Annotated in this window: 21 protein-coding genes; 9 read left to right on the top strand and 12 right to left on the bottom strand. The window is 67.9% G+C overall.

Translation table 11 applies throughout. The annotated features are described in order from the left end of the window. Positions 1-3: 3 nt before the first annotated feature. Positions 4-1,491, top strand: coding sequence for a S41 family peptidase (locus GGQ87_RS08720; RefSeq protein WP_168046602.1), 1,488 nt, complete (start codon positions 4-6; stop codon positions 1,489-1,491). On the opposite strand, the gene GGQ87_RS08715 is transcribed toward GGQ87_RS08720, so the two are convergent. After that, the gene (locus GGQ87_RS08715; RefSeq protein ID WP_168046600.1) at positions 1,469-1,792 is read right to left on the bottom strand and encodes an Mpo1-like protein; all 324 of its coding nucleotides are present in this window, start codon (positions 1,790-1,792) and stop codon (positions 1,469-1,471) included. The two genes, GGQ87_RS08720 and GGQ87_RS08715, sit on opposite strands and share 23 nt — an antisense overlap. A gap of 130 nt (positions 1,793-1,922) precedes the next feature. Here GGQ87_RS08715 and GGQ87_RS08710 point away from each other — a divergent pair, with 130 nt between their 5' ends. The 4 genes from GGQ87_RS08710 to GGQ87_RS08695 are packed head-to-tail and all read left to right on the top strand — an operon-like array spanning position 1,923 to position 3,548. Beyond that, entirely contained in the window at positions 1,923-2,246 is a 324-nt protein-coding gene (locus GGQ87_RS08710) for an ArsR/SmtB family transcription factor (RefSeq protein WP_168046598.1), read from the top strand. After that, on the top strand, positions 2,243-2,674 hold the full coding sequence (locus tag GGQ87_RS08705; RefSeq protein WP_168046596.1) for an SRPBCC family protein: 432 nt from the start codon (positions 2,243-2,245) through the stop codon (positions 2,672-2,674). The genes GGQ87_RS08710 and GGQ87_RS08705 overlap by 4 nt, the downstream gene beginning before the upstream one ends. A 33-nt stretch (positions 2,675-2,707) precedes the next feature. Then, positions 2,708-3,136 (top strand): DUF1801 domain-containing protein, encoded by a 429-nt coding sequence (locus GGQ87_RS08700; protein ID WP_245161444.1) that lies wholly within the window; start codon positions 2,708-2,710, stop codon positions 3,134-3,136. Next, complete coding sequence (locus tag GGQ87_RS08695; RefSeq protein ID WP_342448335.1) at positions 3,129-3,548, top strand: DUF1801 domain-containing protein; 420 nt, start codon at positions 3,129-3,131, stop codon at positions 3,546-3,548. Before GGQ87_RS08700 ends, GGQ87_RS08695 begins: the two co-directional genes overlap by 8 nt. Position 3,549: 1 nt before the next feature. On the opposite strand, the gene GGQ87_RS08690 is transcribed toward GGQ87_RS08695, so the two are convergent. The 3 genes from GGQ87_RS08690 to GGQ87_RS08680 form a co-directional block, all read right to left on the bottom strand. Further along, positions 3,550-5,799 (bottom strand): TonB-dependent receptor domain-containing protein, encoded by a 2,250-nt coding sequence (locus GGQ87_RS08690; protein ID WP_342448334.1) that lies wholly within the window; start codon positions 5,797-5,799, stop codon positions 3,550-3,552. A gap of 172 nt (positions 5,800-5,971) precedes the next feature. Next, positions 5,972-6,502 carry a hypothetical protein gene (locus GGQ87_RS08685; protein WP_168046594.1) on the bottom strand — a complete coding sequence of 177 codons (531 nt, stop codon included), beginning with the start codon at positions 6,500-6,502 and terminating at the stop codon, positions 5,972-5,974. A gap of 62 nt (positions 6,503-6,564) precedes the next feature. Beyond that, the gene (locus GGQ87_RS08680; RefSeq protein ID WP_168046592.1) at positions 6,565-7,257 is read right to left on the bottom strand and encodes a winged helix-turn-helix transcriptional regulator; all 693 of its coding nucleotides are present in this window, start codon (positions 7,255-7,257) and stop codon (positions 6,565-6,567) included. Positions 7,258-7,315: 58 nt separating this feature from the next. Between GGQ87_RS08680 and GGQ87_RS08675 the strand changes: the two genes are divergently transcribed. Beyond that, positions 7,316-7,666: a DUF1428 domain-containing protein gene (locus GGQ87_RS08675; protein ID WP_168046590.1), complete on the top strand. Its 351-nt coding sequence runs from the start codon at positions 7,316-7,318 to the stop codon at positions 7,664-7,666. 126 nt (positions 7,667-7,792) lie between these two features. Here GGQ87_RS08675 and GGQ87_RS08670 read toward each other — a convergent pair whose 3' ends face one another. From GGQ87_RS08670 to dnaG, 3 genes are all read right to left on the bottom strand, one after another. Next, on the bottom strand, positions 7,793-10,873 hold the full coding sequence (locus tag GGQ87_RS08670; protein ID WP_168046588.1) for a DUF3857 domain-containing protein: 3,081 nt from the start codon (positions 10,871-10,873) through the stop codon (positions 7,793-7,795). 198 nt (positions 10,874-11,071) lie between these two features. Further along, entirely contained in the window at positions 11,072-13,030 is a 1,959-nt protein-coding gene (rpoD, locus tag GGQ87_RS08665) for an RNA polymerase sigma factor RpoD (RefSeq protein WP_168046586.1), read from the bottom strand. Between the two features lie 66 nt (positions 13,031-13,096). Next, positions 13,097-14,962 (bottom strand): DNA primase, encoded by a 1,866-nt coding sequence (gene dnaG / locus GGQ87_RS08660; RefSeq protein WP_168046584.1) that lies wholly within the window; start codon positions 14,960-14,962, stop codon positions 13,097-13,099. A gap of 224 nt (positions 14,963-15,186) precedes the next feature. Here dnaG and GGQ87_RS08655 point away from each other — a divergent pair, with 224 nt between their 5' ends. Beyond that, positions 15,187-15,453, top strand: a complete 267-nt coding sequence (locus GGQ87_RS08655; RefSeq protein ID WP_168046582.1) for a hypothetical protein — start codon at positions 15,187-15,189, stop codon at positions 15,451-15,453. Positions 15,454-15,468: 15 nt separating this feature from the next. Here the strand turns inward: GGQ87_RS08655 and GGQ87_RS08650 are convergent, their stop codons facing one another. Next, positions 15,469-16,701 (bottom strand): acetyltransferase domain-containing protein, encoded by a 1,233-nt coding sequence (locus tag GGQ87_RS08650; RefSeq protein WP_168046580.1) that lies wholly within the window; start codon positions 16,699-16,701, stop codon positions 15,469-15,471. A 131-nt stretch (positions 16,702-16,832) separates the two neighbouring features. Here GGQ87_RS08650 and GGQ87_RS08645 point away from each other — a divergent pair, with 131 nt between their 5' ends. Beyond that, the gene (locus GGQ87_RS08645) at positions 16,833-17,675 is read left to right on the top strand and encodes an SIMPL domain-containing protein (protein WP_168046578.1); all 843 of its coding nucleotides are present in this window, start codon (positions 16,833-16,835) and stop codon (positions 17,673-17,675) included. 339 nt (positions 17,676-18,014) lie between these two features. On the opposite strand, the gene carA is transcribed toward GGQ87_RS08645, so the two are convergent. The 4 genes from carA to GGQ87_RS08625 are packed head-to-tail and all read right to left on the bottom strand — an operon-like array spanning position 18,015 to position 22,412. Beyond that, positions 18,015-19,175 carry a glutamine-hydrolyzing carbamoyl-phosphate synthase small subunit gene (gene carA, locus GGQ87_RS08640; RefSeq protein WP_168046576.1) on the bottom strand — a complete coding sequence of 387 codons (1,161 nt, stop codon included), beginning with the start codon at positions 19,173-19,175 and terminating at the stop codon, positions 18,015-18,017. A 46-nt stretch (positions 19,176-19,221) separates the two neighbouring features. After that, entirely contained in the window at positions 19,222-20,562 is a 1,341-nt protein-coding gene (locus GGQ87_RS08635) for an amino acid permease (protein ID WP_168046574.1), read from the bottom strand. Further along, the gene (locus tag GGQ87_RS08630; protein WP_168046572.1) at positions 20,559-21,557 is read right to left on the bottom strand and encodes an aromatic ring-hydroxylating oxygenase subunit alpha; all 999 of its coding nucleotides are present in this window, start codon (positions 21,555-21,557) and stop codon (positions 20,559-20,561) included. The genes GGQ87_RS08635 and GGQ87_RS08630 overlap by 4 nt, the downstream gene beginning before the upstream one ends. Positions 21,558-21,599: 42 nt before the next feature. Then, positions 21,600-22,412, bottom strand: a complete 813-nt coding sequence (locus GGQ87_RS08625) for a hypothetical protein (protein ID WP_168046570.1) — start codon at positions 22,410-22,412, stop codon at positions 21,600-21,602. A 174-nt stretch (positions 22,413-22,586) separates the two neighbouring features. On the opposite strand from GGQ87_RS08625, the gene GGQ87_RS08620 reads away from it, so the two are divergent. After that, positions 22,587-23,546: an acyl-CoA thioester hydrolase/BAAT C-terminal domain-containing protein gene (locus tag GGQ87_RS08620; protein ID WP_168046568.1), complete on the top strand. Its 960-nt coding sequence runs from the start codon at positions 22,587-22,589 to the stop codon at positions 23,544-23,546. The last annotated feature ends 8 nt before the right edge of the window (positions 23,547-23,554 follow it).

Below are 23,554 nucleotides of genomic sequence, written 5' to 3'. Positions count from 1 at the left end.
CGAATGACCCATCTCAGCCGCCGCCGCCTGTTCCAGATGACGGGCGCGCTCGCCCTCGCCTCGACCGCTCCGGCCCGCGCCGCGCCCCTTGCGGATGACTGGAGCGGCGACGTTGCGATCCTGCGTCAGGCCTGGGAGACCATGCACCCGGGCATTCACCGCTACAGCAGTCCCGAGCAGATCGCTGCGAGGCTGGACGGACTTGCGGATGCATGGCGGACGCCGGCCTCCTTCCGCGAACGCTTCCTCGCCCTCACCCGCGTTACCGCCTTGGTGAAGTGCGGCCACACCTACCCCAGTCCCTACAACGGCGGCGACCTGGTGGTCGCGCAGCTCTATCCGGATCGCGCTCTGGTTCCATTCCGCTTCCGCTGGATCGGCCGGAGCATGATTGTGCTGCGCGACGATTCCGGCGCTGGGCTCTTCCCGAGGGGAAGCGCCATCGAGGCGATCGAGGGCGTTCGCGCAGGCGATATCCTGGACCGGCTCATTCCGCTCGCACGGGCGGACGGCGACAATGACGGCAAACGCATCAGCCTGATGGAGGTGCGGGGCGACGATGGCTTCGAAACCTTCGACATTCACCTGCCGCTTGTCCTGCCCGGCCTCTCCGACGCCGCCGATTTCACGCTCGAGAACGGTCGGATTGTCCGTGCACCCCTTCTGACACTTGCCCAACGAAAGGCGGCGGGCGCTCCGGAACGGCCGTCCGGCGCCAATCCATGCTCCATGGAGACCGGCCCCGATGGCGTCGCTCGCCTGACCATGCCGGGCTGGGCCCTCTACGATTCCGACTTCGCATGGCAGGCATGGCTGGGTCAGACGATGGACGACCTTTCCGCGGAAGGCGCGCGCGGTCTGATCGTCGACCTGCGCGGCAACGAAGGCGGGCTCGACTGTGGCAATGTCATCATCAGCCGCCTCATAGACCGGGATCTCGCCCTCTCCCGCACCCAGCGCTTCGTCCGCTACCGCCGTGCGCCAGACGCGCTTCATCCGCACCTGGAAACCTGGGACCGCAGCTTCCTTGACTGGGGCGACGCCGCCGCCGGTCCTGACGATCGGGGCTTCTATCGGCTCACGCGCTACGACGAAGACGGGGAAACCTTCATCATCCGGCCCGAGGGGCGGCGTTTCGCCGGCCCGGTCGTCGTCCTCTGCGATGCGTCGAACAGTTCGGCGACCTTCCAGTTCGCCCAGATGGTCAAGGACAACGGCCTCGCCACTCTGCTGGGTCAGGCCACCGGCGGAAACCGTCGCGGCATCAACGGAGGCGCCTTCTTCTTCCTCCGCCTGCCGGCCTCGGGAATCGTCGTCGACCTGCCTCTGATCGCCAGCTTTCCGGATACGCCGCAGCCGGACGCGCCCATCTTCCCGGACGTGGAAGTCGCGACCTCCGCCATGGACATCGCCTTGGGGCGCGACCCGCAGATGGCTGCGGCGACCGCGCTGATCCTCGGCACGGCCGCTAGAACCGGCGCTTGCCGGTGATGGTCTCGAAGAACATCCGCCAGTCGCCCATCAGGCTCCACAGCGGGTATTTGAACGTGGCCGGCCGGTTCTTCTCGAAGAAGAAATGCCCGACCCAGGCGAAGCCGTAGCCGACCAGTGGCATGGCCAGCAGCCACCACGGGTTCAGCGTCACGACCGCCGTGACCAGCGCCGCCAGAACCAGCGCCGACCCCACCACGTGGATCCGCCGGCACGTCCGGTTCGAATGCTCGTGGATGTAGTACGGGTAGAAGGCCGAGAAGCTCTGGAAGCGTTCGCCCGCCGGCGGTTGGGTGGTCATGCGCCGACGATGACTCCGGCCCCGGTTCACCGCAAGTCCAGCCAGTGAACAGGCCCCACGGCCGCCGCTTGACTCATCCATATCTCGCTGGTTATACGTCCGACCCATAGCCCATTGGTTATCGGTTCAGATGCACACCTCGCCGGACATTCTCTTCAGAACCCTCGCCGATCCGACCCGCCGGGCGATCTTCGAGGGGCTGTGCCGCGACGGCGAGCAGACCGTGGGGGCGCTGACCGCCCGCGCCGGCGTCTCCCAGCCCGCGGTCTCGAAACACCTCGGCGTGCTGAAGCTGGCGGGCCTCGTCAGCGACCGCCCCGCAGGCCGTCAGACCCACTACAGCGCGCAAATCGGCGCCCTCGCCCCGCTGATGGACTGGACCCGCGACATGGCCGGCTTCTGGGAAGCCCGCTTCGACGACCTGGAAGACCTGCTCAAGAGGATGGATCAATGACCGACGCCGCCGTTGAAACCCGCTCCGTCGTTGTCGAGCGCGAGTTCGCCGCACCGCCCGAGAAGCTCTGGCGCGCCCTCACCCAGCCGCACCTGATCGAGGCCTGGCTGATGAAGAATGACTTCCGTCCCGATGTCGGCCACCGCTTCAACCTGCGCGGCGACTGGGGCGGCGTGCTAGATTGCGAGGTGCTGGTCGTCGAGCCCAACCGGACCCTCGCCTACACTTGGAACTTCGCCCACGACGACCCGGCCTACAATCTGGACAGCGTCGTCACCTTCACCCTCAGCCCCACCGCCGCCGGGACCCACCTGCGGATGGAACAGGCCGGCTTCCGGCCCACCCAGAAACAGGCCCTCGGCGGCGCCCGCGTCGGCTGGGCCCAGTTCTTCGGCAAGCTCGAGGACGTGCTCGCCCAACCCGCCTGAGCCACGAACCGCAACGCACAGGGAGCGATCCTCATGTCCTTCGGAAAGTCCATGGCCGCCGCCGATGTCGGCGTTCCCGCCTCCCGCCTGATCGACCAGCGCATCGCCGCGCTGGGCGACTGGCGCGGCGAAACGCTGGCCCGGGTCCGCGCCCTGATCCACGAGGCGGCCCCCGACGTCGTCGAGGAGTGGAAGTGGAACACGCCGGTCTGGTCTCACAACGGCATCATCTGCACGGGCGAGGCCTACAAGAAGGCCGTCAAAATGACCTTTGCCCACGGCGCGGCCGTCGCCGACCCGGCGGGCCTGTTCAACTCCAGCCTCGACGGCGCGACCCGCCGCGCGATCGACATCCTGCAAGGCTCCGAGATCGACGCCGCGGCGTTCAAGGCGCTGATCCAGTCGGCCGTCGCCGTGAACGCGGCCAGGGCGCCGAAGGCCAAGGCGTCCAGCCGTGCCTGAGGTCGTTCTGCTCTCGGGCGGCAATCCACAGATCGCCAAGGCCGACGGCGACGCGCCGGTGCAGGCCTATATCGCCGCGATGCCGGGTTGGAAAAGCGATCTTGGCGCCCGGCTGGACGCCCTGATCGTCCGCACCGCGCCGGACGTACGCAAGGCTGTGCGCTGGAACTCGCCCTTCTACGGCATGGAGGGCAAGGGATGGTTCCTGTCGTTCCACGTCCTGACCCGCTACGTGAAGGTCACCTTCTTCGAAGGTACATCTCTGGACCCGATCCCGCCGGGCGGGACCGAGCGCAGCAAGAACGCCCGCTGGATCGACATTCACGAGACCGACCCGTTGGACGAAGCCCGGATGGCGGACTGGATCAGACAGGCCGCCGCCCTTCCCGGCTGGGATCCCGGGCGGCGCTGAATCAGCCGCCCGTCTGTGGCGCCGAGAAGTCGAACTGCGGCTCCTGACGGCGCGGCCCCTGACCGAACGAATAGGTCAGACCGACGTACCAGGCGCGGCCGCCGAAGCGGCGCTCGGTCCGCTCGCGGAAGGCGGGCGTGTCGAAGACCGTGACGTCGCCGAACTCGTCGAACACGTCACGAACCGTCGCCTGGAAGGCCCATTTGTCCGACAGCTTGCGGCGGTAGCCCAGGTTGATCATGCCGCCGGCTTCCCGGACGCCCTGCGCCTGCAGCGACTCGCCCTGCCACAGGCCGGAGATCTGCAGGAAGTCCTCGGGCGTCGGCTGCCAGTTCAGATTGGCCCGGCCCGATACCACCGTGCCCGAACTGTCCTGGGCCCCCGGAATGCCTGAGGCGTCGATCTCCTGATGGAAGACATTGATGCTGGCGTTGTAGCGCAGGGTCTCGAGCAGCTTGCCGTTGCCGGTCAGCTCCAACCCGAGGTCCCGCCGCGCGCCGAGGTTCTCGGGCCGGGTCACGAAGATGCCGCCGCCGATATCGGTGCTGACCTGGGTGAAGGCCTTGCTGGTGTCGCGGAAATACAGCGTCGCCTGATAGAAGGTCTGCTGCACGCGCCGCTGCCACATCAGCTCGTAGGAATCCGTCTCCTGCGGCTCCAGCTGCGGATTGCCCGAGCGGTAGTTGAACGGGTCCTGGAACACGAGGAACGGGTTCAGGTCGAACGGCTGCGGCCGCTGCACCCGCCGGCTGTAGCTGGCGCGCAGGGTCTGGTCGTCGCTCAGTTCATAGCCGAGGTGCAGGGTCGGATAGGCGCGGAAATAGTCGTTCGACACCTGGATGCCGCTGGTCACCTGGTCGAGGTCGATCTCGGTGTATTCCAGCCGCAGGCCGGCCTGCGCCGTCAGCTTGCCGAACGGCCGCTCCCAGGTGCCATAGACCGCATGCACCGCCTGTTCGGCGTTGAACTGGTTGGTCACCGTCGGGTCCGGCGTCAGCGCGCCCGGCGAAGGCCCGCGGCTGACCGCATTGCCGATCTCCGGCTGCCGCGTCTCCAGCTCATAGCCCAGCCGCAGCTTGCCCCCGTCCGACAGCGGCCGGATGTAGGCGCTGGTCAGTCCCATGATCGTGAACTCGGTGCGGTTCCGCACCAGCTCATAGACGTCCGGCCCCGCCGGCAGGATCGGGTCCGTGACCGTCGCCTGCTCGAACTCGTTGCGTCCGTGGTCGATGCGCAGCTCGTTCGACCATTCATGGCCCTGATCGTCGAAACGATGCAGCACCCGGGCCGTTGCGCCCTCGCCCTGACCATCGAAGCCGCCCTCGCTGTCGCGGCGATACGAACGGTCCACCGTCCCCCCCGCGTTCTCGCCCTCGAACAGCTCCACGCCCACGCCGTCGTTGCTGAAGCGCTGGGCCCGCAGTTCGCCGGTCAGCTGGGTCTTGTCGGTCAGTTTGTATTCCGCCGTCAGCCGCCCGAACCGGCCGTCCAGCGTGGAATCGATGTCCTGGCTCTGGCGGCTCTCGAGGAACACGCCGCCGCCGGCGTTCACCTCGCGGAAGCGGTCGACCTCCTGCAGGATGCTGTCGTGGCGCAGGCCCAGATCGCCCGACAGCGTCAGCCGGTCGCGGCTGTAGGCGGCGCTGAGGCCGACGTTGTAACGCCCCTCCTCGCCGGCGTTGACCCGCAGCGATCCCGTCGTCGTCGCGCCCGGACGCACCGCCGTCGGCTTGGTGATCAGATTGATGACGCCGCCCGACCCCTCGGGGCTGTAGGCCGCCGACGGATTGGTCATCACCTCGATGCGGGCGTAGCTGTCGGCCGGCAGCTGCAGCAGCGCCTGCGCCCGGCTCTCGCCGCTCAGCATGCCCGATGGGCGTCCGTCGATCAGGATGGTGACGTTGGAATCCCCGCGCAGCGACACATTCCCCTGCGGGTCCACATCCACCGAAGGCACATTGCGCAGGGCGTCGGCCAGGCTGCCCGTCCGCGCCTGCAGGTCGTCGGCGAGGCTGTAGCTGATCGAATCGACCGAGGTGCGCACATCGGTCTGGCGGCCCTGGACGACGACCTCGTCGACCGTCGTGGCCTCGGCCTCGTCATCCTTCGCCTCAGCGTCGGCGGGCGGCGGCGGCGGCGTCTGTGTGCGCGGAGCCGTCGGCGGAGTCTGGGGCGACGTCTGGGCCACGGCCGCTCCGGCCGTCGTGGCCAGGGCCGTGCCGACCAGCAGCATAAAGCGGATTGAATTCACGACAGGCTCCCCCCGAGGCCGCGGGAGTCGTCTCCCGAAACTGCCTCGAACAACTAGAGAGCGCACCCGCGCTTCGATAGTTACTTCTTGGTCATGCTGAGGGCCAGAATAGAGCCGTCCGAACATTACAGTTCGGTCATCTACAACCCCGGATATTCTGACGCCGCCGGCTTCAGACCTCCGGAGCCGGCTCCGGTCCCAGCAGCCGCCGCACCATCGGCCACACCTTGGCCAGGGCCGAGACGAAGCCGACCACCGTCGACACCCACTGGAACGCGCTCCACATCCAGCCGAACAGGTCGCCGTCGCCCAGCGCCTCCCCGATCGGGAACAGCACCCGCGACACCCCGATCTGGAACGCCGCATAGGCCTCCGAATATTCGATCGACCGGTCCGCGAAGAAGGCGATCGCCACCGCCGCCGAAACCGGCGCCCACAGCAGCGGCAATACCAGCAGCACCGCCAGCACCACCACCGCCAGCTTGGTCCCCACCGTCTCGCCCGACACAAGGCTGGCCACCACGCCCGCCCCCAGCGCCAGAGCCACCGCCGCCAGCCCCACCGGCAGCACCCAGTCCGCCGCCGTCATCAGATCCGCGAACCACAGCCCCGCCAGGATCGCCGCCCCGGCCAGCAGGAACCCCGCCACCCACGCGGCGGCGTACTGCCCCAGACGATGCTTCAGATGAGCCAGGCTGATCATGGCCCCAGCCAACCACGTCCGGCCCCGGCTGTCGATTCAGCGAACGCCGCTCGCCGGAGCCTTCAGCCTGCGGGCCGTTCGGCCTTGGGCGGCAGTTCGAACCAACGGGCGAAGCGAAGGAACGCCGCCCCGTCCCCCTCGACCGTCAGCAGCTCCGCCATCCGCGCCGCCGCCCCCGCCTCGTCGCCATAGACCACCGCCGCCACCGCCTCGGGCGAGCCGGTCAGCACCGCCTCCGCCCCCCCAGCGTCGGCGCGCGCGGCCGTCAGCGCTCCATCCGCCACCCGCACCACGAAGCTCTCCGCCCCGAACCGGAACCCCAGCGTCGCCCGCGCCCCATCCGCCCTGCCCGCATCGAACATGGTCCGGAACGACAGCATCAGCCCCACCGGGCTCAGCGGCAGGCTGGCGTCGTGGTCCGGCGACCGCGCCGCCCACCGCCCCATGGCCGAGATGATCGGCTCGGCCTCCAGCCCCCACTCCGTCAGCTCATAGACTTGCACCGACGCCGGCGGCGGCAGCCTGCGCCGCACCAGCACCCCCGCTGCTTCCAGTCCCTCCAGCCGCTGCGTCAGCACATTGGCGCTCAGCCCCGGCAGGCTGGACCGCAGATCCCCGAACCGCTTCGGCCCCAGCATCAGCTCCCGCACCACCAGCAGCGCCCACCGCTCGCCGAGGATCTCCAGCCCCAGCGCCGTCCCGCACGCGTCCTCGTACCGCCGCCCCCGCTCGCTAGTTATTTTTTCTAACTTCATACTTGCCATATGTAACTCAACGCGGCATGAGTCTCAACCGGAGCAAAGGAGAAACCCTATGAGCTACGTCACCGGCTTCCTCATCCCCGTGAAGATCGAGAACAAGGCGGCCTACATCGCCTCCGCCCGCCAGTCCTGGCCGCTGTTCCAGAAATACGGCGCCCTCGAACAGGTCGAGACCTGGGGCGAGGACATCCCGGAGGGCGAGACCACCAGCTTCCCCCGCGCCGTCAAGCGCGAGCCCGGCGAGGCGGTGGTCTTCTCGTGGTTGCGCTGGCCCGACCGCGCCACCGCCGACAAATGTTTCGAGCAGATGATGTCCGACCCCGACTTCGACGGGATGGACATGCCCTTCGACGGCAAGCGCATGATGTGGGCTGGCTTCGACCCGGTGTTCGAAGGGAAGTAGCCGGGCGCCGACGACGCCCTGCCGTCTCCTTCCCGTTCGCTCTTGGCGAATGGGGAGGGGACCTTCTGAAGCCGGGCGGCGGCGACGGGAGGCTGGAGGGGCCGCCATCCTCAACCCCGTTCAACCCTAGTCGCTGATGCGGACCTCGAGCATGGATGACTCATACCCTTCATTGGCTTCGGGATCGGCGCTCAATGCCGCGGCCATGAGGGCGTCGCCCTCGGCGGCTTGTCCGGTGTCTTTGAGCACCATGCCCAGACCGTATCTGGCCCTCTGGTCGGACGGGTCCAGTTCGGTCGCCGTTCTATAGGCCGCTACGGCCTCACCTTCGCGGTTCAGGACGTACAGCAGATATCCGCGCCGTCGGTGCAGCTCGGCGTCGTCCACGTTTCGCTCAAGGGCCTTGTCGCACATGGTCAGCGCTGCGTCCCGGCTGTGCCGGAAAAGAGACGGCAAGACGCAGGCCTGCCTTGGGTCATCAAGGTTGATGCGCGTCAACTCCTTGAACCGCGCCATATCGGCGGCGGCCCCCCGGCTGTCGCCCTGCATCTCGCGGATCCGCGCGCGATCGATCAGAAGGGCGGGGAAGTCGGATTCGACTGCCAGGACGTTGGTCAGCACCGCCTCGGCCTTGGCCGGGTCCGAGTCCCTGAGGCTGGACGCCAATGACTGGGCCACCCCGATGAACATCTGAACCTTGGCCTCGGGGTAGCCGATGGACTGGGCCACCATTCCCAACTGCTCATAGGCCGGTTCAGCCCGGCCCATCCGGAGCAACTGTGTCGCCAGCGCCGTCCTGGCGTCATTGTCTTGCGGCCGCAGTACGGTGATCCTCTCCAGATCGGCGAGCGCGCGGGCAGACTGGCCCATCCGTTCATAGGCGGCGGCGCGTCGGTATAGCGCGTGGATGTTCTCGGGCCACGAGCGGAGCGCAGCGGTAAAGGCCAGAACGGCCTCCAGATCGTCTTCTTCGATTTCGGCCAGACGCCCTTTCGCATGAAGGAGGATCGTCTCGTCCGGATCGGCGGCCTCGCCCGCGGCGATATCGGCGCGGGCCTTTTCGAGGTCGTTCAGCGCCAGAAAGGCCAGTGCGCGATTGGCCAGGGCATTGGCATGCGGCGACGGGAACGCCCCGATGGCGACGTCGAACTGCGAGATGGCTCCGGCATAGTCGCCTTCGTTCATAAGGGCATAACCGCGGCGCAAGGCGACCTCCGGATTGCCGTCAGGAGCCGCTGTCAGCGTTTGACGGTCAGCCGCGGTCAGGGTGTAGCCTCGCTTCACCCGCATGGTGGCCCTCAGGTCTTTGAAGCTGTCCATGCCGGCCTGCTCGGTCTGGACTTCCGCCGCGGTGGCATAGGGGCGCAGAGTGACCGAACCGCGATCCGTCTCCAGCCGGTTTCCGTTGCGCTGGACCGTGCGGAAATAGCGGGTCGCGCCGGCCTCAACCTCGTAAGGCTCGACGGACAGGTCTACGACGTCATCCCCCTCAGGCAGGATGATGGTGGTGCGGAATGACGATGAACTGGGGAAGCTCTTGCCATAATCGGCGTCCCTGAACCTCTCGTTGCTGTGTGGCTCAAGCCCCTGCCACGTCACGTGAGCCAGGGGGATATCGATCGGTCCATCGCTCCAGTCGAAGACGACGTGAGCCGTCGCACTGGCGACAAACTCATGCGTGTCTTCGCGGTATTCCCACTGGCTCCTGAGGTCGGAAATCTGACCGTAATCCTTCAGGAAGCCGGTCCAGCGTTCGTCATACAAACGGGTCAGTTCAGCGGCGGGGACCTGCGCCACACCGGCCTGCATTTCCGTGGCGCTGTTGCCCCGCTCGATGTCGGTCAGCGTAACGCGCGCAGGGCTGTAGATGCCGTCGGAAAAGTCGATCTCGATCTGCATCCCGCCGGTCGGGCGCGCCGGCAATCTGAGCGGAATTTGCTCCAGGCGCGCGCGCTCCACGATGGGCAGGACGTACTCGTGGACCAGTGGAACGTCCGGAGTCAGGCTGCGATCTCCGATACGCGTCCCGTCCATCAGATATGTCTCGCCGTTGATACGAGCCTTGACGATCACATGATCGAACGCGCTGACCATCGGCAAATACTTGTCGAGCGACAGGTTCTGCGAGGACGCCAGCACGGGAACGGCGTCGATCCCCAGCTCTCTCAGCAGGGCGACCAAAAGCACGGTCTTGCCCTTGCAGTCGCCCTGGCGCGTCGCCCAGACTTCGCTGGCCGCGACCGGAATCCACCCGCCCTCGCCGAGCGTCAGAGCCACATAGCGCACCTCGTCCTGAACCAGTCGCAGGGCCGCCAGGGCGCGGGCTTGCGGGGTAGTGTGCTCGGACCTTATCCGCGCCACCTGGGCGGCCAGATCGGCGGCATCGGGCATGGAACTGGCTTGATCATAGGCAGGACGAATCTGGTCCGCGATAGTCCCCCACTGCGGGATGCTGCTGACCTGCCAGCCGTAGTCGGGAAGCGACCGGGTGGCGATGGTGTCCGGATAGGTTTCACCGCCGGCGTCGGTCAAGCGGTTGACGAGCACGTTGAAGCCGCCCTGCTCGGTGATCGGGGGAAGGGTGGCGTGGCGTCCAGCGCGGGTTTGCACCCTCATCGACACAGGCCAGCTGATGGACATTGTCCCCAGATCGACAGGGATAGGGGAGTGGGAATAGGCCATCGCTTCAAGCGGGTTGTTGAAGACGTCGAACTGGGTGCGAATGGAATACGCAAAGTCGATCGTGTCGCCCACCCGGATGTCAGGGTTCACGAGAACACCCGTCAGGACGCCATTGATCTGCAGCGACTGCTCCAGCGCCGCTTCCCGGCGGAGAATGGTGAAGTCGGCCTTCTCCAGAATGTCAGAGGTTTCGCCCGCGCGGATGATCTGGGCGTGGTGGACGGTCGGCGTCTGCAAGGCCGGGTTCCATTCCAGTCCCAGTTGCGAGGCCTGTTGGAGACCAAGGGGGGTCAACACCCGCAGCCGGATGCGGACATAGCTTTCGGTATGGGTGCCGAAAGCGCGCACATGACTTTCGACCAATTCATAGCGAACGTGTTGCGACGGGTTGTCCGGCAAGTTGGACAAATGCGGCGCAACCGCCGGTATCCAGTCGGGCGTAGGGCCCCGCAAGATCGTTTCGCCCGCCAGAGCGGAAGTCCCTAGCAGCCAGACCGACGCGGCCAGCATCAGCTTGTTTCTCAAGGTGCTTCCCCCGCCCGTATTTCGCCACGAATGGCGTACCAGACAGGCAGGACAGGGAATAGGAGTTTCTCTTGTCCTGAGTGCAGACGGCGGTTGGCTCGCCTTATGAGGGCGGCGGCTTGCCCGCCGCCAACGCAAAAGGGCCCGGCGTTTCCACCGGGCCCCTGTTGCCTGCTGCCTGTTGCCTGCTGCCCGACCTCAGCTGTCCAGGAAGCTCCGCAGTTTCCGGCTCCGGCTCGGGTGTTTCAGCTTCCTCAGGGCCTTGGCCTCGATCTGGCGGATGCGTTCGCGGGTGACCGAGAACTGCTGGCCGACCTCTTCCAGCGTGTGGTCAGTGTTCATGCCGATGCCGAAGCGCATGCGCAGCACCCGCTCCTCGCGCGGCGTCAGCGACGCCAGCACGCGGGTGGTGGTCTCGCGCAGGTTCGACTGGATGGCCGCGTCGATCGGCAGGACGGCGTTCTTGTCCTCGATGAAGTCGCCCAGGTGGCTGTCTTCCTCGTCGCCGATCGGGGTCTCGAGGCTGATCGGCTCCTTGGCGATCTTGAGGACCTTGCGGACCTTCTCCAGCGGCATGGCCAGCTTTTCGGCCAGCTCTTCCGGGGTCGGCTCGCGGCCGATCTCGTGCAGCATCTGGCGGCTGGTGCGGACGATCTTGTTGATCGTCTCGATCATGTGCACCGGGATGCGGATGGTGCGCGCCTGGTCGGCGATCGAGCGGGTGATCGCCTGACGGATCCACCAGGTCGCATAGGTCGAGAACTTGTAGCCGCGGCGGTATTCGAACTTGTCGACCGCCTTCATCAGACCGATGTTGCCCTCCTGGATCAGGTCCAGGAACTGCAGGCCGCGGTTGGTGTATTTCTTGGCGATGGAGATGACGAGGCGCAGGTTGGCTTCGACCATTTCCTTCTTGGCCTGACGGGCTTCGCGCTCGCCCTTCTGCACCGTCTGGACGATGCGGCGGTAGTCGTCGATCGGCAGGCCGGCCTCGGTGGCCACAGCCGCGACGTCGCCGCGGATCTGGCCGATCTGGGCCTGTTCGTTCTCGCTGAACTTGGTCCAGCGCACGCCCATTTCCTTGACGCGGTCGGCCCAGGTCGGGTCCAGCTCGGCGCCGAAATAGGCCTTGAGGAACTCGGGCCGCGAGATGCCGTAGCTGTCGGCGAGGCGCAGCAGCCGGCCTTCCAGACCCATCAGACGCTTGTTGATCGCATAGAGCTGCTCGACCAGCGCCTCGATGCGGTTGTTGTTCAGCTTCATCGTCTTCAGGCGGCCGGAGATGGTCGCCGTCAGCGTGTCATAGGCCTTCTGGTCCTTGGCGTTGAGGACCTCGCCCTTGAGACGCGCCTCGACCAGCTTGTCCTGCAGCTTGCGGAAGGCGCCGAAGTCGCCGGCGATGGCGTCCAGTACTTCCATGACCCCGTCGCGCAGCTCGGCCTCGAGCGCCGAGATCGACATGCCGCCGCCGTCGTCGAAGTCCTCGTCCTCCTCGTCCTCTTCCGATTTCTCGGCATCCGCCTCCTGCGCCGCTTCCTTGGCCTCGGGCGAGCCCGGGACCGGCTGCGGGGGCTGGTTGTGCGGCAGGGACGAGGGGTTCAGCACGCCATAGGTGGCGTCCAGATCGATGACTTCGCGCAGCAGGATGCGGTTGTTGGCCAGCTCGTCGCGCCACACCATGATGGCCTCGAACGTCAGCGCGCTCTCGCACAGACCCGAGATCATGGCGTCGCGGCCGGCCTCGATGCGCTTGGCGATGGCGATCTCGCCCTCGCGGCTCAGCAGCTCGACCGAGCCCATTTCGCGCAGGTACATCCGCACCGGGTCGTCGGTGCGGTCGTAGGCGGCCTTGGCCGGCGTTTCGGCGACGGAGGTCTCGGCGGTCGCGGCGACTTCACCGCCCTCGCCGTCCTTCTGTTCGGCGTCTTCTTCGGCCTCGACCACGTTGACGCCCATTTCGGACAGCATTGCCAGCGTGTCCTCGATGGCGTCGGGCGTCACTTCCTCGGACGGCAGGACCTTGTTCAGGTCCTCCATCGTCACATAGCCGCGCGCCTTGGCCTGTTTGATGAATTTCTTCACCCCGGCGTCGGTAAGGTCGAGCAGCGGGCCGTCGCTCTGGACTTCGGCTTCCTGCGTCTCGGTCTGCGCACTCATTCAGTCTTCTCCGGGCGGAGGCTGATCAGGCCGTCCGCCAAATACAACGTGTGGCGGGGTCGTTTGTTACGAACCCGCGCTGTCTTCCCAAATCTCGCCGGTTTTGATCGCACGACGCAGGACGTCACGCTCGGCCTTCAGCCGGCGAAACGCCTCGTCCTGCCCCGGCACGCCACGCGCCGAAGTCAGGGCATCCTCCAGCGCCGCCACGCGGGTGAGCGCGTCGAACGCCTGCGACCATCGGATCCGCGCCTCGCCGAGGGGCTTGTCTGTGGCCAGGAAGGGCGCGCCGGACTTTGCCGCCGCCTTCTCGACCTCGTGCATCAAGACGCCATGACCCGATTGCGCCAGATGGCGACGCAGCGCCGCCGAGTCAAGGTCTTGCCCCGAGAACCGCAGCCGGACCATCTCCTGCGCCAGCCCGTCCAGAGCCGGATCGCCGAACCCGTGGGCGGCGATGGCCTCGAGGTGGTCATCCATCCGCTCCGGATCGTCCACCGCGCCATGCGCCAGCGCCGCGGCCACAGGCTCTATCGAGCGGGCCAGCGACTGCATCGCCTGCGCCCCCTCCGCCGTCTGACCCAGCTTGGGTGGCGGGCCCGGCCGCCAGCGTCCGCCCGGTCCTGTCGGCGGTGAACCGGCTGGAGCGCGCCGCGCCGGAAACAGGACGTCGAACCGCTCGAACAGGTCGCGCCGGTACTGTTCCGCCAGATCCTTGTCCTGCACCGCCGAGGCCGCCTGCCGCAGCCGACCCTTCAGTCCGGCCCGGCGCTCGGGCGTGTCCAGCGGCTCTGCCTCCGCCTCCTTCTGGAACAGAACCTCCGAGAACGGCCTCGTCGCCGCCAGCGCCTGCCGCAGCGCTGGGGCTCCCCGGTCGCGCAGGATATCGTCCGGATCCTGCCCCGCCTCCAGCAGGGCGAAGCGGAACGACCGCCCCGGCTTCAACTGGGGCATCGCCCGCTCTATGGCCCGATACGCCGCCCGCCGTCCCGCCGCGTCACCGTCGAAGCACAGCACCGGCTCCGACGAGACCCGCCACAGCCGCTCCATCTGCTCTTCGGTCAGGGCGGTGCCCATCGGCGCCACGGCCGGGATGCCCGCCCGCTGGCAGGCGATCACATCCATATAGCCCTCGACCACCACGATGGCCTGGCTGTCCCGACTCTCCGCCCCGAGGATGCGCCGCGCCTCCGGCAGGCCGTACAGGGTCGCGCCCTTGTGGAAGAGGGGGCTCTCCGGTCCGTTCAGATACTTCGCCCGGTCGTCCGGGTTCATCGCCCGCCCCCCGAACGAGACGATCCGCCCGCGCGCGTCGAGGATCGGGAACATCAGCCGGTCCCGGAACCGGTCGTAAGGCGTCCCGCCGCCCTCCGGCGCGATCAGCATGCCCGCCTCGACCAGATCGCCCGGCTTCGCCCCCCGCTGCACCAGCGCCGCCTTCAGCCCCTCGCGGTCGTTCGGCGCATAGCCGAGCCCGAACCGCTCCCACTGGTCTTCGGGCAGGCCTCGCTTCTCCAGATATTCGCGCGCCGCCTTGCCCGGCGACCGTCGCAGATTGGCCGCGAACCATTTCTGGGCCAGGTCCATCCAGTCGGTCAGGCCCTGCTTCCTGACCTCCCGCTCCGCCGCCTGCGGATCCTCGGCCGGCAGAGCCATCCCCGCCTCGCCAGCCAGCCGCTGCACGGCCTCGACGAAGGACAGCCGCTCGGTCTCCTGCAGGAAGCTGATGACGTCGCCGTGCTTGCCCGACGAGAAGTCGTGGAAGAAGCCCTTGTCGTCATTGACGAAGAACGACGGCGACTTCTCCTTCGAGAAGGGCGACAGGCCGACGTACTCGCGTCCCTGTCGCTTGAGCTTCACCGTCCGTCCGATGATGTCGGACGGCCGAAGGCGGGCCTTCAGTTCTTCAAGGAAGCGTTCGTCGAAGCGCACGTCGCCCTTATAGCGCGCGACTCAGGGTTCGGGGCCTTTTACCTTTTGTTAACCACAAAGGCGAAACCGCGTTCATAACCGCCTGATTCCACGCACATTTTTATGAGCAGTTCGGAACTGTCCACAAGCCTGTGGATTAACCATGCATGCCGTCGAAGAAGCCGACGGAGTTTGGCGGCCTCCCGGCCAAGATCGCGGAGCCGTCCCGAGAGTGACAGTAGCCCATGTTTATCGCCATCGCCCGCCCGGCGGTGGAGCCCCAAGGCCCCGACGCCGTCGCCGTCCCCGGCTCCCCCGCCATCGTCGAACTGCCGCCCCGCGCCCTGCATGCGCGCCTGCTCGAGAACGCCGCGCTCAGGCGCAGACGTGGCGTCGAGCGGCTGCGCAGCAATCGGCTGGAGGACGCCGACTACTGGCTCCACGCCGCGCCGGTCGCGGTCCGCAAGGCCAGCGCCCTGCGCGAGGAAAAGAGCTTCGCTCCCCTGCCCTGACGCGGCGTTCGGGGGCTAGATGTACCCCAGCCACCAGTCGCGGCGGCGTCGTTTGACGCCCTCGAACCACCGCGACGCCGGATAGAGCAGCGCGACCGTCAGCAGCCAGAAGGCGTACAGGCCGGGCAGGCCGAAGCCCCAGCCCGCGGCGGTCAGCCGGCTCGGATCGGCCAGCATGTTGAAGAAGGCCGACGCCGGCACGCCCATCGCCACGCCTGCCGCCAGCGCCAGCCCATGCGCCAGCCAGACGTGCAGCAGATAGGTGAACAGTGGCGTTCGCCCAAAGGTCAGCAAGACCCCCCTCGCCGGCCGCCACAGCCGCTCGAGCAACGGCAGCAACGCCAGCGACACCCCCAGCGTCACCAGCACATAATCGAGCGACGGCGGATATTTCGCGACATTGATGAACGACAGGGCGGTCCACAGCCCATCTTCCTGCATGGCCCACGGCCGCGGATCGCCATAGCCGTTCACCGCCCGGATCACGGCGAAGGCGACGAGCAGTCCGCCCGACAGCATCAGCACCGCACGGGTCCGGGCCGGCTCTGGTCGCGTGAACAGGCCGCCGAGGCCGTAGCCGACCATCATGATCCCGAGCCACTGCACGACCGGATAGGCGATGAAGCCGCCGAAGGGCGCCGGACCGAACTCGACGGCGAACTGCCACACAGGACCGGCGGGCCCGAAATCGGCCGGCTCCACCGGCCCCACCGCCTGATGCCCGACGATGACCAGCGCCCCCAGCGCCAGAATGGCGAATCGCGGCAGCCAGATCAGCGCCGCGATCACCAGCATCGACGCCCCAATGGCCCAGATGACCTGCAGGAACAGTCCACCGCCGAAGTTGAAGCCCCACTCCACCAGCGTCAGCTCGAGCACGATCAGCCAGGCGCCGCGGGTCAGCAGGAACCGGCTCAACTCGGGCCGCGGCTTGCCGTTGGCCTTCTGCAGCCAGATCGACACCCCGGCGAGGAAGACGAAGGTCGGGGCGCACAGGTGGGTGATCCAGCGGGTCATGAACAGCGCCGGATCGCCGGCGTCGCCCAACGCGAGCGGATCGGCGGTGAAGGCGGTGCGGTGAACGAAGTCGCGCACGTGATCCAGCACCATCAGGACGATCACCAGGCCTCTCAGGGCGTCGATCCCGTCCAGACGCGTCGCCCCTGTGCGGGTGACGCCATTCGCGGCGGCGGCGGCGGGCGATGCGAGCGGCGCATCGTGTGCGGCCTCGACGGGCTGAGCGGTCATGGGCGTCCCTCCACGGCGCAGCTTAGGGCGGCTTTTGGCCCATGCGCCAGAGGCGGGCCGACATCCGCCCCGGCTGGTCAGGGCCGAGCGCCTGTGGTTGTCTGGCCCTCGCATCTTTGGGGGGAAGCATCATGAACCGCACCGCCGTCGTGGCCGCCGCCGCGCTTGTTCTCGCCATGCCCGGCGCGGCGCCGGCCGCCGCGCAGGATTTTGTCGGCCCCGTCGCCGCCGCCGTCGACCAGTTCGGTCAGGGCATGGCGGAGTCCATGACGGGCGGGCCGGGCCTGTTCGTCACCGCCCAGGGTGAGGCCGCGATGCCCGCCGCCTCCGCCGTCCCGATGACCATCACCATCAAGGGGACCGGCAAGACCGCCGTCGAGGCCGTCGCAGACCGCAACGCCCAGCTCGAGCGCGTGCGGGGTGTCGCCAACCGCTTCGATGTCGCCATCGACGTCGGCGCCACCAACTATTCGATCGCCGAGGCTGACGCCTGGACGATGGACTCGCCGATGGCGGACGTCGACTGGAGCGCCATCGAAGCAGGGGGGGAAACCAACTCTGACGCCGCCATGGTGGCCGCGGCCGTGGACGCCCCGGGCGATACCCGGACCGTCACGGCATCCGTTCAGGTCAAGCTGGATCGGCCCAATGAGTCCCGCCTGCCGGGCTTCGTCGACGCGCTGGTGGAGGCCGGCGTCACCAATCTCGACGACAGCCTTAACGGGGTGAATTTCGGGGCAATGGCGCCCTTCATCTCCCTGCTGGGGCTGGATGGAGGCCGCGATCCCGGCGAGGCGGTCTGGAACCAGGCGTCCGCCGACGGCGTCCGCAAGGCTCGCGCCCAGGCCGAGACAATCGCCGAAGCCTCCGGCCGCCGCCTCGGACCCGTTCGCTACGTCAGCGTCCTGATGCGCTCGCACGACGGGGAAAACGCCCTCGTCAGCGTGGCGGTGCGGTTCGGCTTCGAGGACTAGTGCGGCGCTTATGGCGCCCGGCGGGGCGGCTCAGCGGACGTGACGCTGTGCTTAGAATCCGGGGAATTATGCGCGGGTTCAGCGGACAATTCCGCCCTGGATCAGAGGCATAGGTTTTTCTCGAGCCAATCTTCCCGTCTTAGGAACAGGCCGGTCCATAATGCGCTGTCTGCCTCATTCGGCAGGCGTGGTCTTTGAAAACTGAATCTGCCGGCGTCGCCGCGGATGCATGGCATGGAGCACCCGAGGTTTCGGACGCATCGCACGCATCGGACGCATCGGACGCAATGGACGCTTCGGACGCTATTTTTCTCGCCGGGACTCCGGTTCGGGACGGCCTCAGCCCTTCATCGAATCCGCGAAACGCTGGAACAGATAGAGGCTGTCCGTCGGTCCCGGCGACGCCTCCGGGTGATGCTGGACGCTGAACACAGGCCGGTCCTTCAGGGCGATGCCGCAGTTGGTGCCGTCGAACAGGCTGACATGGGTTTCCACCACCGCGTCGGGCAGGCTGTCCCGGTCCACCGTGAAGCCGTGGTTCATTGACACGATCTCGACCTTGCCGGTGGTCAGGTCCTTCACCGGATGGTTCGCGCCGTGGTGGCCCTGATCCATCTTGACCGTCTTCGCGCCCAGAGCGAGCGCGAGCATCTGGTGGCCCAGGCAGATGCCGAACACCGGCTTGCCGCTGTCGACCAGCTTGCGGATTTCCGGCACCGCATATTCGCCGGTCGCCGCCGGATCGCCCGGCCCGTTCGACAGCACCACGCCGTCCGGGTTGCGCGCCAGAATCTCTTCCGCCGTCGTCGTCGCCGGGACGACGGTGATCTTCGCGCCCGTCGACGCCAGCGCCCGCAGAATGTTGCGCTTCACGCCATAGTCCACGACCACCACGGACCGGTCGGCGGCGTCGACGCGGGGGTGGCCTTCCGGCCAGTCCCACAGCCCCTCGTCCCAGTCGAACGACTGCAGGGTCGAAGCGTCTTTGGCGAGATCGAGCCCGACCAGCCCGGTCCAGGCCTTGGCCTGCGCCACCAGCGCCTCGAGATCGAACAGTCCTTCAGGGTCATGAGCGACGACGGCGTGCGGCGCCCCGGTGTCGCGGATACGCGCCGTCAGCTCCCGCGTGTCGACCCCGGCCAGACCGACCACGCCGCGCCGCCTCATCCAGGCGTCGAAGTCGCTCTCGCTGCGCCAGTTGGCCGGATCGGTCGGCACATCCCGGAAGATGGCGCCCCGCGCCGAGGTGTCGGAGCCGCCGCCGATCTGCTCCACGTCCTCGACATTCACCCCGGTGTTGCCGACGTGCGGGAAGGTGAAGGCCAGGATCTGGCTCATGTAGGACGGGTCGGTCAGAATCTCCTGATACCCGGTCATGGCGGTGTTGAAGACCACCTCGCCCAGCGCCGAGCCCGTCGCGCCACAGCCGATGCCTTGCAGGATGGTTCCGTCCGCGAGGGCGAGGACGCCGGTGACGCCGGGGAGCAGCTGGGTGGTCATGCGCATCCTCCTGCCACCGAATCCCGGCGGACAAACGGCGGGGTGGTTAGGCCTCGCCCGTGGCCGGGTCAACCGGACGCCGGCCTTTCCGCATGAAGAGGAACCAGGCGACCGTGGTCAGTACGAAAAACGCCGCCGCCGGCCAGACGTATTCGAGGCCCGCGAAGCCCACCGCCGCGCAGGCGAACAGGAAGCCCGCCACAGCGATGGTCCGGGCCTGCGTCCGCCTCGCCAGCCGGAACAGCGACGCCGAGCAGATGGCGTAGACCACCAGCGACAGCACCGAAGTCGCCCCCGCCAGCACCCCGAACTGGTCGCCCAGCGTCGGCTGGCCCGAGACCACAACCGTCACCACCGTCATGATCGCCGCGCCCAGCAGGGGGTTGGCTATGGGCGTGTGCTCACCGGCCCCGAAACCTGAGGGCAGATAGCCCTGACGCGCCGCCGAGCGGGCCGTCTCTCCGCCCAGCATGACCCAGCCGCCGACGGTGCCCACGGTCTTGATGACGGCGCAGACCGCCACCACGCCCGCGATCGAGGCCCCGAACACCCGAGCCGCCAGATCGGCATAGGGGCTGGTCGAGTTGGCCAGCACATCGGCCGGGATGACCCCGAACACCGCCACGGTCGCCGCGACATAGACCACGGTGGCCAGCAGCACCCCCGCCACCGAGGCGCGGCCGACGTCCCGCCCCGGGTGCTTGACCCGCACCGACAGGGCCGCGGCGCTCTCAACGCCCAGGAAGGCCCAGAAGATCACCGCCAGCGAGGCCGGCACGCTGGCCACGAGCGCCGTCCCCGAGGGGCTCCACGAAGCGGCGAAGGTCTCCGGATCGAAGGCCATGATCCCGGCAGCCACGGCGACCACGATCGGGGCCAGCCCGATGGCCAGCGCGACGGCGGCCAGCCCGGACGCCGTCCTCGCCCCGATGATGTAGGCGATGGTCGCCAGCCAGATGATGCCGAGATTGCAGAAGGTCGCCGCGATCGGGTCCTTCAGCACCGGCCAGAAGAAGCCGAGATACCCTGTCGCCGCCACCGCGATGGCCACGTTGCCGACGAGGCAGGCGGTCCAGAAGGCCAGCGCCGTCTGGAATCCGAAGAACCGCCCAAGCCCGCGCTCCGCGAAGCCGGGCAGGCCGTCCGCGTCCGGCTGCAGCCGCCCAAGCGCGCCGAACACCAGCGCCAACGTCACCGCCCCTGCCCCCGCGACCAGCCAGCCGATCAGGCTGGAACTGCCCACCGACGCCAGACTGACCGGCAGCAGGTACACGCCGGAGCCGATCATGTTGCCGGCGACCACCAGGGCGGCCAGCCCCCAGCCCAACTTGTGCCGATCGGACAGCGGCTCTTCGGGCAGCGGAATGTGGCGGGTCGCGTCGTTCATCCATGGACCTCCGCAAGGCGGGACTGAAACCAGGCTACGGCGGCCTCATGCCGCGGACTGAGCACGCCCCTGTCATACGCTCCCGCCGACAGATTCGCCTGCACCGCCTCGCAGATCCGCGCATCCTCGGCGGTCAGCCGGTCCGACGCCTCGATCGCCTCTCCGAGAGCCCCGGCTCCGCCGTCGTTCAGGAACAGATAGTCCAGCCGCGTCCGACCCGGGCCCGTCGGCGTCATCCGCTCGATCATGGCCCCGTCGCGATAGACGTTGATCCCTAGGTTCGGCCACAGCCACCCCCAGACCCCCGCCTGCGGCCCGTCGTTCACCCCGACCGCCTCTTGAACAACCAGATCGCCCTCCACCCGGATGCGATACTCCGCCGAGCCCAGCTCGTCAGCGAGCACCGGATGCACCGAACCGATGTGATACCCCTCCAGATAGTTCTCGGCGTAGACCTTCCAGTCGCAGGCCAGCTCATGGCTGCGCCGCACCGCCGGCGCGGCGATCTCCAGCCCTCGCTCAGCCAGCAGCGCCTCGAGCGGTGCCACGCTATCGGCCAACGGCGCCGCGTCCGGATCGAGGTTGACGAACACCAGCCCCCGCCAGACCTCCAGCGTCACCCCCAGCAGTCCGAACTCGCGCGGATCGAAACCGTCCGCGTTCCCGAACCCCGTCGCCGCCCGCAGCCGCCCGTCCAGTGCATACCGCCAGCCGTGATAGCCGCAGACCAGCTCGCCCTCGCACCGCCCACTAGTCCCCTGCACCAGAGGCCCCGCCCGGTGCCGGCAGACGTTGTGAAACGCCCGCAGAACGCCATCCTTGCCCCGCACCGCCAGCAGCCGATGTCCGGCCACATCCGCCGCGATCCAGTCGCCGGGTGCACCAGCCTCCGCCTCATGCGCCAGGAACAGCCAGGCGCTACCGAAGACCGCGCAACGCTCCCGCGTCCACGCATCGGGGCATCCATAGAGTCGGGCGGGAAGCGTGGCCTGCATGACCGATCAAGGCCTGCGGCGAAGCGCGGCGTCAACCGTCCGTCAGACGATGACCGCTTCCATGCCCGCGAAGACCGCATGGGTCGCGCCAGCCGCCTGCGCAGCCAGTCCCCGATCCGGACGCAGGTTCAGCAGCATGACCTGCTGGCACGCCTCCCGCGCGGCCGCGATCAGCTGAGCAGCCCCCTGCCAGTCGCGCATGGCCTCGTGCTCGACCCCCGCGAAGTCGATGGCGAGACACTGGGCGTTGATCGAGGCCAGCCTGCGAACCGCTCCTGCGTCCGGAGCCACGTGCAGGATGACTCCCACGGCCCGGGTTTGGAAATGCGAGATCGCCTCGGCGATCGCCTCTGCCGGCGCCTGCTCCAGCCCGCCCATCACCTCGACCAGCAGGGCGCCCGGGGCGGCCGGGTGCTGCAGCTCCGTGCACAACAGCGCGAACCGTCCGCCCGAGGATGCGATGGTCCGCCAGAAAGCCGGCACGACGCCACTGTCGTCCGGCCCCAGCCGAAGCAGGTCCAGTCCGTCCCTCAACGTCTGAAGGTCGATCCGCTTCAGATCGACGGCTTCGATGGTACGGCCGCCCAGCCCGACGAGCGCGCTCTCGCCGCCCCTGTGACGGATCGACCGGCGAACGCGCCGCGCCACCGGAGCCGACCTGGTCAGATCGAACACCGGCTGGGCCGCAAGCGTGACCGTCAGCTCTCGACCGCCGCGCGTGACCAGCGGAAAGGTCAGGCTCTCATACGCCGCCGCATACGAGCGGCGCTCGCCGATCGATCGGCCGTCTCCGGACGGATGGTTTTCTGCGGTTCCCGCGCTGTCCGGGTGCGTGGGGCCGAGGCGGTACGGCATCGCTGCCTCCTCGACATGAGACTCGTGAGCGCAACACGGTGAACCTCTGGAGCCAACAGATCGCCAACAAACGCGGTCAACGGATTTTCACCACATCCAGGCCCGCACCGAACCGAGCGCCTTGACCGCGGGCCTACTTTGTGTTGTAAAGTTCTCTGCGCATAGGAAATCGACATGTCCCTCGCCGTCCGCACTCTTCTGGTTGCCGCCTTCCTCAGCACCGCCACGCCGTCCTTGGCCCAAACGCAACCGCCTCCAGCCACGGCCACCCCTGCACCAACCCCCGCAACCGTCGAGATTCGGCAGGACGGGCTGGTCGCCGACTATTTCGCAGCCTCACGCCCCACGGCTCTTGGCGGCGTCATCGTGCTGGGTGGTTCCGAAGGCGGCCTCGGCGGATCGAGGACTCTGGCGCGCCGTCTCGCGGCAGAGGGCTTCAACGCCATCGCCGTCTCCTACTTCGGCGAGCCGGGGCAGGCGGCGCGCCTCGATCAAATCCCGATCGAGCCAATCGGTCGTGCCCTTGCCTGGCTGGCGGAGAGACCAGAGGCGAGCGGGCCGATCGCTATCGTCGGCGTGTCCAAGGGCGCCGAGCTGGCGCTGCTGGTCGCCAGCCGCACGCCAGCGATCCGCGCCGTCGCCGTCGGGGTGCCGTCCAATCTTGTTTGGCAGGGTATCGATCTCCGAGGCGGCCCGACCGGCTCGTCATGGACTGAGGGCGGCGAGCCCCTGTCCTTCGCACCGTATGAAACCAGCAACGGTTTCCTCAGCATCTACCGGCTCTACGCCGACCGCTTGCCCACGGCGCCTGCCGAGGCGGAAATCCAGGTGGAGCGAATCAACGGCCCGATCCTGATGCTTTCCGGCGAGGCCGACACACTCTGGCCGTCCGCCGAGATGGCTCGCCGGGTGGAGAACCGTCTGCGGGCCCATGACTTCGCCTACCCCGTAATTCACGTCGCCTACCCAGACGCGGGACACGCGGTGTTCGGACCGCCGGTGGCGGCTGATGCGCCGGGACTGGAGCGGGCGCTGTCCGTCGGCGGCACCATCCCCGGACTGGTGGCGGCGCGGGCGGATGGATGGCCACGGCTTCTCGCCTTTCTCCGCACGGCCCTGAACGACCCGTCCTGAGACCTTTT

The sequence above is a fragment of the Brevundimonas alba genome (assembly GCF_011927945.1).
GTDB lineage: Bacteria > Pseudomonadota > Alphaproteobacteria > Caulobacterales > Caulobacteraceae > Brevundimonas > Brevundimonas alba.
Note: the sequence above shows the minus strand (reverse complement) of the source record. Positions and strands in the feature narration are given on the sequence as shown.

Bases quoted from the DNA above. Each gene is read 5' to 3' on its own strand.
- GGQ87_RS08645 (WP_168046578.1), top strand. From the start codon at position 16,833: ATGAACCGCACCGCCGTCGTGGCCGCCGCCGCGCTTGTTCTCGCCATG.
- GGQ87_RS08675 (WP_168046590.1), top strand. From the start codon at position 7,316: ATGAGCTACGTCACCGGCTTCCTCATCCCCGTGAAGATCGAGAACAAG.
- rpoD (WP_168046586.1), bottom strand. From the start codon at position 13,030: ATGAGTGCGCAGACCGAGACGCAGGAAGCCGAAGTCCAGAGCGACGGC.
- GGQ87_RS08655 (WP_168046582.1), top strand. From the start codon at position 15,187: ATGTTTATCGCCATCGCCCGCCCGGCGGTGGAGCCCCAAGGCCCCGAC.
- GGQ87_RS08710 (WP_168046598.1), top strand. From the start codon at position 1,923: ATGCACACCTCGCCGGACATTCTCTTCAGAACCCTCGCCGATCCGACC.
- GGQ87_RS08680 (WP_168046592.1), bottom strand. From the start codon at position 7,257: ATGAAGTTAGAAAAAATAACTAGCGAGCGGGGGCGGCGGTACGAGGAC.
- GGQ87_RS08635 (WP_168046574.1), bottom strand. From the start codon at position 20,562: ATGAACGACGCGACCCGCCACATTCCGCTGCCCGAAGAGCCGCTGTCC.
- GGQ87_RS08700 (WP_245161444.1), top strand. From the start codon at position 2,708: ATGTCCTTCGGAAAGTCCATGGCCGCCGCCGATGTCGGCGTTCCCGCC.
- GGQ87_RS08630 (WP_168046572.1), bottom strand. From the start codon at position 21,557: ATGCAGGCCACGCTTCCCGCCCGACTCTATGGATGCCCCGATGCGTGG.
- GGQ87_RS08620 (WP_168046568.1), top strand. From the start codon at position 22,587: ATGTCCCTCGCCGTCCGCACTCTTCTGGTTGCCGCCTTCCTCAGCACC.
- GGQ87_RS08715 (WP_168046600.1), bottom strand. From the start codon at position 1,792: ATGACCACCCAACCGCCGGCGGGCGAACGCTTCCAGAGCTTCTCGGCC.
- GGQ87_RS08625 (WP_168046570.1), bottom strand. From the start codon at position 22,412: ATGCCGTACCGCCTCGGCCCCACGCACCCGGACAGCGCGGGAACCGCA.
- GGQ87_RS08685 (WP_168046594.1), bottom strand. From the start codon at position 6,502: ATGATCAGCCTGGCTCATCTGAAGCATCGTCTGGGGCAGTACGCCGCC.
- GGQ87_RS08705 (WP_168046596.1), top strand. From the start codon at position 2,243: ATGACCGACGCCGCCGTTGAAACCCGCTCCGTCGTTGTCGAGCGCGAG.
- GGQ87_RS08720 (WP_168046602.1), top strand. From the start codon at position 4: ATGACCCATCTCAGCCGCCGCCGCCTGTTCCAGATGACGGGCGCGCTC.
- carA (WP_168046576.1), bottom strand. From the start codon at position 19,175: ATGACCACCCAGCTGCTCCCCGGCGTCACCGGCGTCCTCGCCCTCGCG.
- GGQ87_RS08650 (WP_168046580.1), bottom strand. From the start codon at position 16,701: ATGACCGCTCAGCCCGTCGAGGCCGCACACGATGCGCCGCTCGCATCG.